This is a genomic window from Paenibacillus sp. BSR1-1, assembly GCF_030403775.1.
Taxonomy (GTDB): domain Bacteria; phylum Bacillota; class Bacilli; order Bacillales; family Cytobacillaceae; genus Neobacillus.
Window position 1 is genome coordinate 88,429 of record NZ_JAQMWQ010000017.1, and the last position, 15,933, is coordinate 104,361.

17 protein-coding genes are annotated in these 15,933 nt (G+C 40.5%); 1 reads left to right on the forward strand and 16 read right to left on the reverse strand.

The window, feature by feature from the left end:
* Positions 1–113 precede the first annotated feature (113 nt).
* From PH210_RS20775 to PH210_RS20790, 4 genes are all read right to left on the reverse strand, one after another.
* Positions 114–1,247, reverse strand: coding sequence for a bifunctional cystathionine gamma-lyase/homocysteine desulfhydrase (locus tag PH210_RS20775; protein WP_289988085.1), 1,134 nt, complete (start codon positions 1,245–1,247; stop codon positions 114–116).
* Positions 1,248–1,249: 2 nt separating this feature from the next.
* Positions 1,250–2,173 carry a PLP-dependent cysteine synthase family protein gene (locus PH210_RS20780; protein ID WP_289988086.1) on the reverse strand — a complete coding sequence of 308 codons (924 nt, stop codon included), beginning with the start codon at positions 2,171–2,173 and terminating at the stop codon, positions 1,250–1,252.
* 17 nt (positions 2,174–2,190) lie between these two features.
* A complete protein-coding gene (gene mtnN, locus PH210_RS20785) occupies positions 2,191–2,886 on the reverse strand; it encodes a 5'-methylthioadenosine/S-adenosylhomocysteine nucleosidase (RefSeq protein WP_289988087.1) in 696 nt (231 codons plus the stop codon).
* A gap of 85 nt (positions 2,887–2,971) precedes the next feature.
* A complete protein-coding gene (locus tag PH210_RS20790; protein ID WP_289988088.1) occupies positions 2,972–3,115 on the reverse strand; it encodes a hypothetical protein in 144 nt (47 codons plus the stop codon).
* A 103-nt stretch (positions 3,116–3,218) separates the two neighbouring features.
* Between PH210_RS20790 and PH210_RS20795 the strand changes: the two genes are divergently transcribed.
* Entirely contained in the window at positions 3,219–3,422 is a 204-nt protein-coding gene (locus PH210_RS20795) for a DUF2536 family protein (protein WP_289988136.1), read from the forward strand.
* A 41-nt stretch (positions 3,423–3,463) separates the two neighbouring features.
* Here PH210_RS20795 and PH210_RS20800 read toward each other — a convergent pair whose 3' ends face one another.
* The 12 genes from PH210_RS20800 to alaS all read right to left on the reverse strand — a co-directional run bounded on the left by PH210_RS20800 (position 3,464) and on the right by alaS (position 15,644).
* A complete protein-coding gene (locus tag PH210_RS20800) occupies positions 3,464–4,120 on the reverse strand; it encodes a YrrS family protein (protein ID WP_289988089.1) in 657 nt (218 codons plus the stop codon).
* Positions 4,121–4,202: 82 nt separating this feature from the next.
* Positions 4,203–5,960, reverse strand: coding sequence for a peptidoglycan D,D-transpeptidase FtsI family protein (locus PH210_RS20805; RefSeq protein ID WP_289988090.1), 1,758 nt, complete (start codon positions 5,958–5,960; stop codon positions 4,203–4,205).
* Between the two features lie 48 nt (positions 5,961–6,008).
* Positions 6,009–6,485: a transcription elongation factor GreA gene (greA, locus tag PH210_RS20810; protein ID WP_223591250.1), complete on the reverse strand. Its 477-nt coding sequence runs from the start codon at positions 6,483–6,485 to the stop codon at positions 6,009–6,011.
* Between the two features lie 162 nt (positions 6,486–6,647).
* Positions 6,648–7,283, reverse strand: coding sequence for a uridine kinase (udk, locus tag PH210_RS20815; protein ID WP_289988138.1), 636 nt, complete (start codon positions 7,281–7,283; stop codon positions 6,648–6,650).
* Between the two features lies 1 nt (position 7,284).
* On the reverse strand, positions 7,285–8,556 hold the full coding sequence (locus tag PH210_RS20820) for a peptidase U32 family protein (protein ID WP_289988091.1): 1,272 nt from the start codon (positions 8,554–8,556) through the stop codon (positions 7,285–7,287).
* 17 nt (positions 8,557–8,573) lie between these two features.
* Complete coding sequence (locus PH210_RS20825; RefSeq protein ID WP_289988092.1) at positions 8,574–9,503, reverse strand: peptidase U32 family protein; 930 nt, start codon at positions 9,501–9,503, stop codon at positions 8,574–8,576.
* Positions 9,490–10,149, reverse strand: a complete 660-nt coding sequence (locus PH210_RS20830) for an O-methyltransferase (RefSeq protein ID WP_289988093.1) — start codon at positions 10,147–10,149, stop codon at positions 9,490–9,492. The genes PH210_RS20825 and PH210_RS20830 overlap by 14 nt, the downstream gene beginning before the upstream one ends.
* A gap of 241 nt (positions 10,150–10,390) precedes the next feature.
* Positions 10,391–11,524 carry an endolytic transglycosylase MltG gene (mltG, locus tag PH210_RS20835; protein ID WP_289988094.1) on the reverse strand — a complete coding sequence of 378 codons (1,134 nt, stop codon included), beginning with the start codon at positions 11,522–11,524 and terminating at the stop codon, positions 10,391–10,393.
* 378 nt (positions 11,525–11,902) lie between these two features.
* Positions 11,903–12,196 carry a DUF1292 domain-containing protein gene (locus PH210_RS20840; RefSeq protein ID WP_289988095.1) on the reverse strand — a complete coding sequence of 98 codons (294 nt, stop codon included), beginning with the start codon at positions 12,194–12,196 and terminating at the stop codon, positions 11,903–11,905.
* Between the two features lie 12 nt (positions 12,197–12,208).
* Complete coding sequence (gene ruvX, locus PH210_RS20845) at positions 12,209–12,625, reverse strand: Holliday junction resolvase RuvX (RefSeq protein WP_289988096.1); 417 nt, start codon at positions 12,623–12,625, stop codon at positions 12,209–12,211.
* Between the two features lie 3 nt (positions 12,626–12,628).
* Positions 12,629–12,895 (reverse strand): IreB family regulatory phosphoprotein, encoded by a 267-nt coding sequence (locus tag PH210_RS20850; RefSeq protein ID WP_066311816.1) that lies wholly within the window; start codon positions 12,893–12,895, stop codon positions 12,629–12,631.
* Positions 12,896–13,007: 112 nt separating this feature from the next.
* A complete protein-coding gene (gene alaS, locus PH210_RS20855; RefSeq protein ID WP_289988097.1) occupies positions 13,008–15,644 on the reverse strand; it encodes an alanine--tRNA ligase in 2,637 nt (878 codons plus the stop codon).
* Positions 15,645–15,933: the final 289 nt, after the last annotated feature.

Genomic DNA, 15,933 nt, shown 5'->3' on the forward strand with positions numbered 1-15,933 from the left:
CTAACCTACTTTACCACAGAAAACAGCGTTAAACAGTATGTAAATATTAGAAAAGGTGTCAGGCACCATGTGAAAATTTCACATGGTGCCTGACACCCATTGTAACGTTATTACTATTCTAATGCTTGTGAGAGGTCCTCGATTAGGTCTTCTACGTCTTCGAGGCCTACTGAGATGCGGACTAGGCCATCGGTGATACCTAATTCCGCTCTCCGTTCAGCTGGAATGGATGCATGTGTCATTCTTGCTGGAACGGAAATTAAACTTTCAACAGCACCTAAACTTTCTGCTAAAGTAAAATATTTTACTTTGCTTAATAGTTTATCTGCATTTTCTCCGCTTCCGACATCAAATGAAACCATTCCGCCAAAACCTCTGGATTGTTTTTTAGCTATGTCATGATTTGGATGTGTTTCTATGCCCGGATAGAATACCTTTTTCACTTTAGAATGCCCTTGTAAAAACTCCACTAATGCCTTTGTATTGGATTCAGTTTCTTCCATACGGATGCCTAATGTTTTGATCCCTCTGATTAACAGCCATGAATCCTGAGGCCCTAATACACCGCCAGTTGAGTTTTGAACAAAATGAAGGTCTTCTGCCAGCTTATCATTATTAACAACAACTAATCCGGCTACAACATCACTGTGTCCGCCAATGTATTTCGTAGCACTATGCAAGACAATGTCTGCTCCAAGCTCAAGTGGATTTTGCCAGTAAGGTGTTGAAAATGTATTATCGACAATCGTTAAAAGGTTATGTTCTTTAGCAAGCTTGGCAGCCGCTTCAATATCCGTGACCTTTAAAAGCGGGTTTGTCGGTGTTTCTAAATATACTGCTTTTGTGTTTGGACGAATTTCACTCTTAATATTTTCTAAATTACTTGTATCAACAAAAGTGGAATCGATTCCGAAACGGTTCAGAACCTTAGTCATAACTCGGAATGTTCCCCCGTACACATCATCTGTAAGAATGACGTGGTCACCACTGTTTAACAGCATGATTACGGCTGTAATTGCTGCCATACCGGAGCCAAAAGCAAATCCTGCTTTGCCTCCTTCGATATCTTTAATCAGTTCTTCAAGAGCATTCCTCGTTGGATTGCCGGTTCTTGAGTACTCGAAGCCTTTGTGGCCGCCGACACCTTCTTGCTTATACGTACTTACTTGGTAGATTGGAAACGATACAGCACCTGTTGCCGGGTCTTCGCTAATACCGCCATGAATTAACTTCGTTTTTCTTTTCAAAACTAAATGCCTCCCTCAAAAATTTTTTTACTTAAATATCGTTCGCTTCCATCAGGGAATATCACTACAATATTTGTTCCTTGCTTTGCTGTTTCCGCTTCTTTAAGCGCTGCATATAAAGCCGCACCGGAAGAACTGCCAACCAGCAGGCCTTCTTTTGCAGCCAGTTCTTTTACAAGCTGAAAGGAATCAGCGTCCATCACAGTATGAATGGCATCGATGTATTCTGTATCCATAAACGGAGGCAAAAATTCCATCCCAATCCCCTCCGCTTTATGTGGTCCTGGTTTTCCGCCATTTAAAATTGAGCCTTCCGGTTCAACAATGACAGTCTTGATTTCTTTCTTATTTTCTTTTAAATATCGCGAGGTCCCCATAAAGGTTCCGCCAGAGCCTGCTCCGGCGACAAATATATCAATCTGTCCGTCCAGTTGCTCCCACAATTCCGGCCCAAGTGTTTTATAGTAAGTATCAGGATTCGCTGGGTTAGCAAATTGCTGGGGACAAAAGGATCCTGGAATTTCCTCTAAAAGTTCCTGCGCCTTGGCAATAGCACCTTTTATGCCCAGTTCTGTTGGGGTATTTACAATCTTGGCACCAAGGGCCTTCATAATTTCCTGCTTTTCCATACTGAACTTTTCCGGAACACAAAAAATAACCTGTACTCCTTTGTTTATTGCCGCAAGTGCCACGCCAATACCTGTATTTCCGGCAGTCGGCTCGATAACCGTTCCACCTAGCTGCAGTTTTCCGGATTCGAATGCATCTCTTAAAAGCTCTAGACCAAGTCTATCTTTAACACTGCCTCCGGGGTTCATGAATTCCAGCTTCGCAAAAATGCGAACGCCTTCAGGCAATGGAAATTGAGTAATCTCGACAACTGGTGTGTGCCCAATTAATTCATGTACGTTCTTATAAACCTTCATTTTTACACCCCTGATTTCTATCTTAAAGCGGCCACCATTTTCATAACCAGTGTGGCAGAATTGGTTGCTGCTTTATCAATAAATTGATCAAATGAGATTTCCGATTCTTTACCAGCGATATCGGAAAGGGACCGAATGATCACAAAAGGAATACCAAAGCGATGAGCTACCTGGGCTATCGCCGCCGCTTCCATTTCAACTGCTTGAAGATCTCTAAACTTCTCTCGGATAAAATCTACTTTAGCTGGATCCTCCATGAAAGAGTCACCTGTAGCAATTAAGCCTCTGACGGTTTGAAATCTGTCTAATTCTTTTGCGGCAGATTCTGCTACCCCAATTAATTTATCATCAGCTTCAAAAGCAGCTGGAAGCTGAGGAACCTGGCCATACTCGTATCCAAAAGCTGTTACATCGACGTCATGATGACGAACCTCGGTAGAAATGACAGCATCGCCTACATTTAACGAAGGATTAAGTCCTCCTGCTGAACCGGTATTGATGATATAATCAGGCTTATATTTATCAAGCAGAATGGTCGTTGACATTGCTGCGTTCACCTTACCAATCCCCGAACGCAAAAGAATTACCTCTTCTCCATGCATTTTTCCAAACGTGAATTCACAGCCGGCAACAGTTTCCTGTGTTTGATCCGCAATATTGTCTCTTAATAGAGTCACTTCTTCTTCCATTGCACCGATGATGGCAATTTTCATTTTTTTACCTCTTTCTTATTGTTTTACGCCTTCCATCCCCCAGACAAAATCGTTGAAGCGCGTAAAAGTAACGCTTACCGTTTTTCTATAAAATATGTTCTAAAAAGGGAATTGTTGTATAATACTCCATTTCCAAATCTTTTGCCAGGTTTTGAAAGCCATTATTTTTTGCTTCTACGTTTGCATTATTATAATCTTCCTCAGTTTCATACATCGTATCCGCGAACACTATTTTACCACCAATAGAAAGAAGTCTGCCATATAAAGCTTGTGCTTCCGTTTTTTTATTGAAATGTCTAAAATAAGAATGAACAGAAAGGATGATTTACATGATGAATTTCCAGTTTGACCTCATTGAGGATAAAGTTGAATTTTATGAGGCCAATAACCTTAAAACATTACAAAAAAAGATTGAGGCACAAATTGAGGAAAATAAAGCGATTATGCTGGGAGTTCAATCGGTTTCCCATCAATTGCATGTAAATGAAAATGGACAAACCTATTTTACTGCTGTCGTTCATTTTAAAAAGAAATAGGATGGTGCCAATAATTGGCCCATCCTTTTATATTTTTTTACTTATTGTGAAAGTTGTTCTACTTTTGTCGGCATCCAGCCTTGGCCTTCGACCCATTTAATATAAACTCTATACTTCTGTTTAGTGTCTTTGGATTCAATCGTTCCTACTGAGGCATTTTGCGTTGATTTATCTCTGCCTAGCCAATATACCGTCATATTACTTTTATCAATTCCAGTTGCATAGGACATTGCTGCCAACATTTCCTGCCAATCTGCAGAATTTTGATCATATACCGGGGTATGTTCACCTGATTGGGTTGTGCCTACAGGCTTCCATGAAGGATTTTCAACTGATTGTGAGACATCCGATGAACTTCCGCCTTCCGTGACGACTGCCTTTGAGTCATCTGGCTGTTCACCTGTTGCAGTTTCCTCACTTTGATCCTCCGATTCTTTATCTGCATTCTGGGATGATGTATCATCTTTCTCTTTTGAAACAGTCTCTTTTTTCTCTTTTACTTCCTTGTGCTTTTGTTCCGTATTTTGCGTTTCCTTTTTCGGCTCAGCGGCATTGTCATCGCCTGAAGCAAAAATATTGTACGCCACAAAAATGATTAACAGCAGCACAATGATAATTAAACTATTTAAGACGAGGTTCGTCTTTTTTCTTTTTGTACGGTTACCAAAGCGCGAATTTTGATTAAGTTCATTACTCAATTTGAATCACTCCCCCTAAAAAATAGGCTCTCAATATTCTAACATGATTTGATAGGAATTTTAAAGGAAAAACCTCCCACTGTTATTGTTCATTACCTTTTTCATAGAGCATCTTTACCATATCGGCAAATAACAAATTAACTCCACCCGCATTATCTGGTACATCTAAATTGACGGCTACTAACGCATATTTAGGGTTTTGATAGGGAAAATAGCCGGCAAACCATTTATTATGCAATTGCTGGCCGTTTACAAATTTTCCAGTTTCCGCAGTCCCAGATTTCCCCGCAACCTCGTATTGGAGATCTTTAAACCATCTGCCTGTCCCATTTGGGTTCAAGACAACCTCACGCAGCAATTTTTGCAGCTTCATCGCTGTATAGGGTGAAATAGTATCTCCCTTTAAGTCTTTTGGATCAAAATTCACCATCGTGGTACCATTTTTATATTCAATTTTTGACACAGCACGGACCATTTCCTTTTGGCCTCCTCTAGCAATGGTGGCCATCATATTGGCAACAGCTAAAGGGGTAGCACGGACCTCATGCTGGCCAATTCCTGACATTGCAGCGAAATTTGAATCTTTTCTTGCCTCATCTGAAACAAACACTCTACCCTTATCTTCATCGGGAAGCTGTTTGAAATTACTGGTATGATAAATATCCCCCTGCCAGCCGACAGAACCAGTCAAGGATAATTTTGCCGCATAATCTTCCAGTAAGTTCGGATTCTTTTTTTGTAATTCTCTTGCTAACTCACCAAAGGTCCGATTACAGCTTCTGGCAAAGCTATCTGTAAAATTCAACATTCCATAATTATATTTCAGCTCAGGCTTTCCATTGATCTTTTTACTGCAATCATACATGCGTGTCGGGTCATCAAGATTTTGGTCTATTGATGCTGCTGCCACAACGGTTTTAAATACAGAGCCCATGATTTGCTGCTTTAACATTACGTTTGTAATCCCCGCACCATTGTATGGGTCTTTTTTATTAATTGCCGGGCGTGAAACCATCGCCAGCACACTGTTGTCCTGAATGTCTAGTAAAACCAAACCGCCTTTTTTTATTTGATACTTTTCAACTAGTTCCTCTGCTTTTTGCTGCAGACTTTTATCAATGGTTGTTCGAACATTGACAGGATAAAAGGGATTAGCTGGATCGACATATTTCACATTGATCCCAAATAACGGGGCACCGCCGCCATCAACATGGTAAACGAGCTTTGATTTTCCTTCAGGCAAAAGAAATTCATCAAAGCTTTCCTCAAGACCCGATACACCAATTAAGGTTTTCTCCGATAAGTCTTTGTTGGGATAACGTTTTTGTAATTCTTTCGCATTTTCTCCTGTTAACCCTAATAATTGTTCAGCCGGCACATCCCTTCGCTCAAACTTTTTTTCAATCGCAAATACACCCGGGATTTTTAATGCATTAATTTTTTCCATTTGCGAACTTGTCAGTTCCATTGGTTCTGGCTCGCCATACGCAAATGGCTTCTTTGCCCCTTCAACTGCACTTTTTAAAACATTTACTGGTATCCCCGTAATATCCGCTACTTTATCAGACTCCCAGTCCATCTTTTTTAAAAATGGAAATAGAACAAGCACCGACACCTTCTTATGTGTCAGCATTGTTCCATTTCGATCAAGAAAATTACCTCTGCCGTTATCTATCACTAATTCTTGTGTTCGCTGCTTTACGCTTTCCTCAAGTAAATTAACGTTATGTTTTGAAAAAGTTTCTGTTTCAACTAATTGTATTTGCATTAAACGTGCTAAAAGCAAAACAAATCCGGTTAAGCTTATGATAAGCCAGCCAATAGTGCGTTTTCTCCACATAAAAAACACCTCGTCAAAAGTTTTGACGAGGTTTTCTTATTTCAAACATTATTTAATAGAAACGATACGGACGCTCATTTCGCCGCCAGGGGTTTGAACAGATACTTGATCTCCAACCTTTTTACCTAAAAGGCTTTTAGCGATTGGTGAATCATTAGAAATTTTACCTTCAAACGGATCGGCCTCAGCACTGCCGACAATCGTATAGGTTTCTTCTTCTCCATCTGGAAGTTCAACAAAGGTAACGGAGCTGCCAAGAGTTACAGAGTCGCTCGCAAGTTCCCCTTCTTCAATAATCTTAGCGTTGCGAACCATATTTTCTAAAGTGGTAATTCTGCCTTCAACAAAAGCTTGCTCTTCTTTCGCGGAATCGTACTCAGAGTTTTCAGATAAATCCCCGAAACTGCGCGCGATTTTAATTCTTTCTACCACTTCTTTACGTTTAACGGATTTTAAGTATTCTAGTTCTTGTACAAGTTTGTCCTTACCTGCCTGTGTCATTGGAAATACTTTCTCAGTAGCCAAAATCCTCACTCCTTCTAGTCTTCACAATCCCCCATTAGAATTGTGTATGTAATGTATGTAGATATTATGCCAATCGGCATAATACATTCAGCGCGTCCTTGTAAAATAAAGGGCGCGCATTTATCCAATTGGGATATTATAGATAGTTCTTTTGCTATTGTTTCATAAAAATGACTTTTGTTCAAGAATTGTTTGAATTTTTGTTACCATTAAATCAATCGCCACGTGATTATGACCGCCTTCAGGGATGATGACATCCGCATAACGCTTGGTCGGCTCAATGAATTGATTATGCATTGGACGAACCACATTCACATATTGATCGATAACAGAATCAAGTGTTCTCCCACGTTCTTGAATATCACGCTGCAATCTGCGGATAATCCGTAAATCTGCATCAGTATCCACGTACAGCTTAATGTCCATTAAATTGCGGAGACGTTCATCTTCAAGAACCAGGATTCCCTCTAAAATGATGACATCCTTTGGTTCCACAGGAATGACTTTTTCCGAACGTGTATGCTGTGAATAATCATAAACAGGCTTATCAACCGGTTCAAAGCGCAATAGCTTTTCAATGTGAGCTATTAATAAATCGTTATCGAAAGCGAGCGGGTGGTCATAGTTTGTCTTTAACCGTTCCTCAAATGGCAATTCACTCTGATCCTTGTAATAATAATCTTGTTCAAGCATCAAAATGGAATGCCCCTTAAAGCTTTCATAAATCGCTTTGGTAACACTGGTCTTTCCGGAGCCGGAGCCGCCGGTTACACCAATAACAACGGGCTTGCGCATTATACTAGTTCTCCTTTCGCATCATGTTGTTAGGGTACACCGGTTTGTCCAATTTGAATTGTACAATCTGAAGAGGATGTCTAGCCGCATCCAGTTCATTACCTTTTTCATCCCAAATTTTATCAATCACATGAGTAAAGTTTTGAATTTCCGGTCCGAAGAATTCCACTTCATCTCCCGGTCTGAAATGGTTTCTCTGTTGAAGGGTTACCACCTGTGTCTCTTCATTATAATCTAACACAAGACCAACAAATTCAAACTTTGTCTTCTTGCTATGATTACCAAACATTTGCTCTTTATACCCCGGAACCCCTTCAAAAAACGCTGGAGCCGTTTCACGGTTTGCACATTTATCGAGTTCCTCTAACCATTCACGTTTGATCACAAAATTCTCGGGATCTGCACAGTAAGCATCAATAACCTTGCGATAAACACTGACAACGGTTGCCACGTAATGAATCGATTTCATCCGGCCTTCTATTTTCAAACTATCGATCCCCATCTCAATCATTTGCGGAATCGACTGAATTAAATTAAGATCCTTCGGGCTCATCGCAAACGGAGCATCACCTTCAGCATAAAGAGGTACCTCGTTACCTTCGCCTTCAAGCTGATAAAGGTCATAGTCCCAGCGGCAGGATTGGCAGCAGCCGCCGCGATTAGAATCTCTTGCGGTCATATGATTACTTAATGTACAACGGCCTGAATAGGCAATACACATTGCTCCATGAATAAAGGTTTCAATTTCGATATCCACCTTTTCTTTCATTTCACGAATCTCTTCCGCACTAGTTTCACGAGCTAATACTACACGCTCCAAGCCTTCTTCCTTCCAGAACTGGACAGCCTTCCAATTTGATAGGGATTGCTGAGTACTTAAATGCACTTCAATCTCCGGTGCAATTCGGCGGCATGTTTCAATGATTAATGGGTCGGCCACAATGATTCCTGCGACGCCAGCTTCTTTTAAACCTTGTAAATAGTCCTCTAACCCATCGATATTTTCATTGTGAGCAAAGATATTGGTAGTAACATAAATTTTCGCACCGTACTTTCTAGCGAACTCCACGCCTTCCTTCATTTCTTCAAAGGTAAAATTATCAGCGTTAGAGCGAAGGCCATATTCCTGGCCACCAATAAACACAGCATCGGCACCATATTGAACGGCAATTTTCAACTTTTCGAGATTGCCTGCAGGAGCAAGGAGTTCCGGCTTTTTCACAATGACACGTTTTCCGTTGATAATCTCTGAAATTTTATCTTTAACTGTATTCATGATCAAACCCCTCCCTTTTAATAAACTGTCTCTTTAAAATAGAATCCTGTATCTAATGGACGACTTTCCGGCTGAATTTCTTCGATTGTCGCTAGCAGCTCGTCCTTTTTATCTTCATACGCATCTGGGTCTTCAACAAATAAATCGATTGCCTCGCGGTAGGCTTTGGTGACTGTAATGATATATTCCGGACTTTTTAAGATACCGTCGATTTTAAATGAATCAACACCCGCTTCTAACATTTCCCCAAGCTCGTCGATGATACAAATATCATTCGGGCTCATAATATGGGTTCCGTTTTCATCTTCAAAAATCGGATATTTATTTCCACGTTCCTTATCATGAAGGAACATATCTTTTTGCATTTTTCGGTTTTCAATTTCCATTGCTTTTCCTTGGTATTCATAATAATTCCCAAGCAGGGAACGCTTGGACTGGAACATACAGCTCATGCCGTGTACCTGTACTTCAATTTCTACTTCGGCATTTTCCTTTATTTCCACAATGGCATCCATATTGATTTCTCGGGCTAACACGGCTCTTTTCGCGCCCTTTCTCCCCCAGTAATTGCATGTATACCAGTTTGTGCCTGTCGTTTCTGTATTCCAATGAAGCTTCATTTCTGGCGCTGCTTCTTTAGCTGCCATTAATACTGCCGGGTCTCCAAAAATGATAGCATCTGCTTTATTCTCCGCCGCAAATTGGATATACTCGCCAAGCTCTTCAATTTTATCATTATGAAAAATAGCATTCATCGCTACATAAACTTTTTTCCCTTTAGAATGTGCCAATTCAATCGCTTTTTTAACATCTTCCCGATTAAATTCACCTGCAAGACGCAGCCCATATCGCTGTTCTCCAACAACAAATGCATCTGCTCCCGCTTCAGCTAATGGCAGAATTTCCTTTACAGATGTTGGTGTTACAAGTAATTCAGGCTTTTTCATAACTCTCACCTCTTCTTTTACTAATTGCGACTCCATCCCCTACAGGAAGAATAACCGAATCATAATCTGGATGGTCCATTAACCAGTGGTTAAAGTCATCAATTTTCTTTACTAAATTTCGGATTCTTTTAGATTCTATCTCAGACTCCGCCACTAATCCTTTAAACAATACATTATCAGTAATGATCATTCCGTCATCGGAAAGATATTTTGAATAAATTTCAAAAAACTTTTTATATTGGCCTTTAGCGGCATCAATGAAAATGGTATCGTAAGGAGCAAACTTGCTGACTGCCTCCTCCACCTCTAATGCATCACCTTCAACCAGGATAATTTGCTGGCCATGCTCAGATCGTTTGATGAACTCTTTAGCTGCTTGAATTCGTTCCTCATCCCGTTCAATCGTAACAATTTGAGCTTTAGGAAGAGCATTTGCCATTCTTAAGGCCGAATAACCAATTGCCGTCCCTACTTCGAGAATCTTTTTTGAATTTTGAATGCGCAGTAATTGAAGCAGCGCTTCAATTCCGGCAATTTCCATAATCGGGACTTTATGCACCTGAGCGTAGTTTTCCATTTCCGAAAACATTGGATTTCGCCCCGGAATCAATTCTTCAATATAAAAATGCAGCTTTTCATTTAACAAGCTGCCGTCACCTCAATCCTTTAAAATGCCTTAAAAGCATTTTTGCCAATTTAATGGTCTTTAGACATGAAAAAATAGCGTTCACAGAAAATGACATCACGAGTTCGCCTCGATCCGTTTCTTTCGGACAAAACCGTCCCAAATTCCCTTACTGTGAGTTACGCTATGAATTACCTATTCAACACTGAACTATTCTACCATAAAAAAAAGGGGAATGCGAACATTTCCCCCAAGGTGTTCATTATTTTTTACTGGAAATATACTTTGCTTTTAAATTATTATGTTCTTCAAGCGTTTTACTAAAATAGATTTCATCATTGGCTGCAAGGAAATAATAATAATCGGTTTTCTCTGGATTTAAGGCAGCTTCGATAGAAACTCTTCCTGCATTGGCAATCGGACCCGGTGGCAATCCTTTATTTTGATAGGTATTGTATGGTGAACTCACTTCTAAATCCTTATAAAAAACCTTTTCTTTGTGTTTCCCTTGGGCATAGAGGACAGTTGGGTCCGTTTGCAGCGGCATCCCCTTTTTAATCCGATTGTAGAAAACACTTGCAATCGTTTTTCGATCCGCTTTTTCAGTTGCTTCCTCTTCTACTAAAGAAGCCATCGTTAGCAGCTGATGAACGGATAGCTTTTTCTCCTTGCTTTCCCCCGTATAATCGGATAATACGGTCCGCGTTTTATCAAGCATAGCTGTGACCATTTCTTCAACGGTAGGGTTAGGCTTATAAAATGGATAGGTTGCCGGATATAAATAACCCTCAAGTGGATATTTTATGGATGCATTCATGATTTCATCTGTTAAAATATCAGGATATTTAGCCATAAGCGCTTTAATAAACTGTTTATCATTTAATTTATTAAAAACATCTGCTTCATTTTGCTTTGTAGCAGCAGCCATTATTCCCGCAATTTCCTTCAGTTGTTTTCCTTCTGGAATGGCGATTTTAAAGCTTGCCTTCGCAAGTACTTTCCCTGTTTTTAAGCGCCCTACGATTTCTTGCACATCCATCGAAGGACTTAATTGATATTCACCTGCCATAAAGCCGCCTTCATTTTTAAGTTTTACATAATACTTAAATACCTTAGCGTCTTTAATAATTCCATTTGATTCTAGTGTTTCAGCAATCCCTGTCACAGAAGAGCCAATTGGAATTTCAACTTTTTTCTGAACCTTGCTCTTTGAATCAACCGGTTTCATGGCTGATTTTATGTAGAGATAGCCTCCGCCGCCTACTAATAAAATTAATAATATTATTAAAATTGAAATAATCAAAACAATCTTTCGAACAACCTTTGCTTCGCTTTGGTGCTCGAGCATTTTTTGACGAATAACATCTTTTTTTGTGTCTTTATTGTCAGTCGTCATCTTCTTCCCCCTTCCACTTGACTTACTTTTGTAAAATAACGATAGGTAATGAATTTTTGCAGATAGAACTCCTATTTTATTTCAGCATATAGTAAGAAAAATGTCAATTTAACAATTAATTTGTCGGAAAGGAAGAGTTCTTTTCATAAAGTCCCTGTTAGACTTAATAGTTGATTTGCGCTCCAGGCGCTTCGCTTTCCGCGGGCGTGCCGGGGAGCCTCCTCGGCGCTTTAGCGCCTGCGGGGTCTCCCCTGCCCCTACTCCCGCAGGAGTCTTCGCGCCTTCCGCTCCAATCAACAGTGTTTATAATTTACATTCAATTTTAAAGAAGCCTTCATAAAAAAAGAACCAGCCGTTAAATAGCTGGTTCCCACAATCTTATTCTTCGTCTTCTTGCTCTTCATAAAAGGTATTTAGCATTTCTTCAACCATATCCCATTCTTCGTCGGTTTCAATCGGGATTAATTCACCGTCGCCGCCCTCGTCAGTAGGATTAAAGGCATAGGCATGAATTTCTGGACCTTCTTCATCCTCGTCATCCATTGCACCAACTGGAGTAAATAAGACATAGGACTTTTTGAATTCTTCTGATTCAAAGGTAAAGAGCACTTCAAATAATTGCTCATTTCCTTCTTCATCAACGATTGTAATTTGGTTTTCTCCGTGTTCCATTTCTTCACCTCATTAATTTTTGCTATCAAGATAGCCTTGCAGAATCATTACGGCTGCCATTTTATCGATGACTTTTTTGCGCTTTTTTCGGCTGACATCCGCTTCAAGCAATACACGTTCAGCAGCCATTGTTGTCAGGCGCTCGTCCCATAAAATAGTCGGCACAGAAAATTGTTTTTCTATTTCCTCAGCATATTGTTTACTTGCCTCACCGCGCGGTCCAATTGTACCGTTCATATTTTTTGGCAAACCAATGACCACTTTATCTACTTGATACTCTTTTATTAATTGACCAATTTCCTCAAAACCAAACGCCTTTCTTTCTTCATTGATTTTGAGGGTTTTGAGGCCCTGTGCCGTCCACCCCAGTTCATCACTAAGAGCAATTCCAACAGTTTTCGAGCCAACATCTAAACCCAATACGCGCATTCATTAACCCTCTCGTTGCTGTTTTAGATAGGATTTAACTAATTCCTCAATAATTTCGTCCCGTTCAAGCTTGCGAATGATATTACGGGCATCACGATGACGTGGAATGTAGGCAGGGTCTCCTGATAAAAGGTAACCAACTATTTGATTGATAGGGTTATACCCTTTTTCCTTTAGAGCCTCATAGACTTGAAAAAGTACATCGTTTACATCATGTTCAAAAGGCTCCTCCGGAAAATTAAATCTCATCGTTTTGTCAAATGAGCTCATATCATGCACCTCGTTCTTTAAGGAGAGAATTGTAATTGTCCAGCTCCAGCTCCAGCGCCAAGGCGCTTCCGCTTTTCTAGTTACCTACATTTTACACTAGTTTGTCCGTTTATCAAATGGATTTTACCCATTCTTCCACGAATTGTAAAGCGGATTCAAGTTTTTCAGGGTCTTTCCCGCCTGCTTGGGCCATGTCAGGACGACCGCCGCCGCCGCCGCCGCATCTCGTTGCTACTTCTTTGATCAGCTTGCCGGCATGATAGCCTTTATCAATTAAATCCTTCGTAACTGCTGCAATTAAATTAACTTTTCCTTCATGAGCACTGCCTAATACGATAACTGCAGAACCTAATTTTTGCTTTAAATCATCTGCCATATTTCTTAAGTTGTTCATATCAGCAGCCTGAACTTTAGCAGATAACACCTTAACTCCATCTATTTCTTTAACATTAGACACGAGGTTACCAGCTTCAATATTCCCAAGCTTTGCAGCAAGTGATTCGTTTTCACGTTGAAGCTGTTTGATTTCAGTCAATAAACCTTCAATTCTCACAGCGATATCTTTTGGATTAGTTTTAAGTTTTTCAGCTGCTTCCTTTAATAAGCCAACTTGTTCATTTAAGGCTTTATAAGCGGATTCGCCTGTAACTGCTTCAATCCGTCTAGTACCAGCCCCAATTCCACCTTCTGAAACGATTTTAAATAAGCCGATCACAGAAGTGTTTGGAACATGACAGCCGCCGCAAAGCTCAAGGCTGTAATCGCCAACTTTTACAACACGGACAATATCGCCATATTTTTCGCCGAAAAGAGCCATTGCCCCCATTGCTTTTGCTTCAGCAATTGGCTTTAGGCTGATATTGACTTCAATATTACTCCAGACTTTTTCATTAACGATTTTTTCAATCTGCTCCAGTTCCTCCGGTTTAATTTGACCGAAATGCGAAAAGTCAAAACGAAGGCGGTCTGGTTCAACAAGAGAACCTGCTTGGTTCACATGCTCGCCAAGAACATCCTTTAATGCTTGATGCAGCAAGTGAGTAGCTGTATGGTTTTTAATAATTTTTACGCGGTTATCCGCATCGACAGCAGCCGTAACTTGATGATTTGTTTTTAATGTACCTGATTTAACGACAACTTGATGCAGGTTTTGACCGTTTGGTGCTTTTTGAACATCTTTTACAAAAACACTTACACCATCGCCCTCAATCAGGCCGCGGTCAGCGATTTGTCCGCCGCTTTCAGCATAGAAAGGTGTTACGTCTAAGATAAGCTGTACTTCCTCACCGGCTGCAGCCTCATTTGCAAGCTCACCATTTTTTATAATAGCTAATACAGAAGAAGTTGTTTGAAGCTGGTCATAACCAACAAACTTGCTTTCTACCGTCACATCGCGCAGTACTCCGCCTTGAACCTGCATCGAATCAACGTCCGCACGTGCTTTTCGTGCACGTTCCCGCTGCTGCTCCATTTCTACCTCGAAGCCTGCATGATCAACCTTCATACCTTCTTCTTCTGCATATTCTTCAGTTAGTTCAACTGGGAAGCCGTAAGTATCATAAAGACGGAAAATGTCTTCACCCGAAATCGTATTGCTTCCTTTAGCTTTTTCCTTTTTAATAACACTTGCTAAAATAGCTAAGCCTTCATGAAGGGTTTCATGGAAACGCTCTTCTTCGTTCTTGATGACTTTTTGAATAAATTCTTCCTTATCTTTTACTTCAGGGTAAAAATCCTGCATGATTTCCCCGACGACTGGAACCAGTTCAAACATAAATGGACGATTAATATTAATTTGCTTCGCGTAACGGACAGCTCGGCGGAGCAAACGTCTTAATACATAGCCGCGGCCTTCATTTGATGGCAAGGCCCCGTCCCCAATTGCAAAAGCAACGGTACGAATATGGTCTGCGATAACTTTGAAAGCGACGTCACGCTCTTTATCTACACCGTATTTATCACCAGAAATTCCTTCTGTAGCACGGATAATCGGGATAAATAAATCAGTATCAAAATTGGTTGGAACATTTTGAACAACGGATGCCATCCGCTCTAATCCCATTCCAGTATCAATGTTTTTCTTTGGAAGCGGAGTATAACTGCCATCAGGATTATGGTTAAATTGCGAAAATACCAGATTCCAAACCTCAAGGTAGCGTTCATTTTCTCCGCCTGGATATAACTCAGGGTCGCTCGGATCATTTCCATACTCAGGACCGCGATCATAGAAAATTTCCGTGTTCGGACCGCTTGGGCCTTCCCCAATATCCCAGAAGTTTCCTTCAAGTCGAATAATGCGCTCCTCCGGTACTCCGATCGTTTTATTCCAAAGTTCGTATGCTTCATTATCTTCTGGATGGATGGTTACTGATAATAGCTCTGGGTCAAAGCCAATCCATTTTTCAGAGGTTAAAAACTCCCATGCCCATTCTATGGCTTCCTTTTTAAAATACTCGCCGATAGAAAAATTGCCAAGCATTTCAAAGAAGGTATGGTGGCGGGCTGTTTTCCCGACATTCTCAATGTCGTTTGTACGAATTGATTTTTGAGCATTTGTAATTCTTGGATTTTCCGGTACGACACGGCCGTCGAAATATTTCTTTAAGGTTGCCACACCGCTATTAATCCACAATAGTGATGGATCATCATGCGGGACAAGTGAAGCACTTGGTTCAACATGGTGTCCTTTTTCTTTGCTGAAAAAATCAAGAAACATTTGGCGGATCTGTGATCCCGTTAAGTTTTTCATAATATAGACCTCCTTATATATGTAAAAAAGAATACAAAAAAGCCCTCATCCCTATAGCAGGGACGAGAGCTATGTCTCGCGGTACCACCCTGATTATGAATACAAAAGCACGTATCCATCTCTCAATAGAGCCTTAACGCGGCTAAAACGGCAGTGGTTAGCTGCACTCTGGACTAGCTTCTGTCATCCTTCATCTAGAGCTACTTTCAGCCGGGGAAGCTCCTCTCTTCAGCGCAATTTGCGCTACAGATGGTCTACAACATACTAAGGTCCTTCAACATGTTCATCC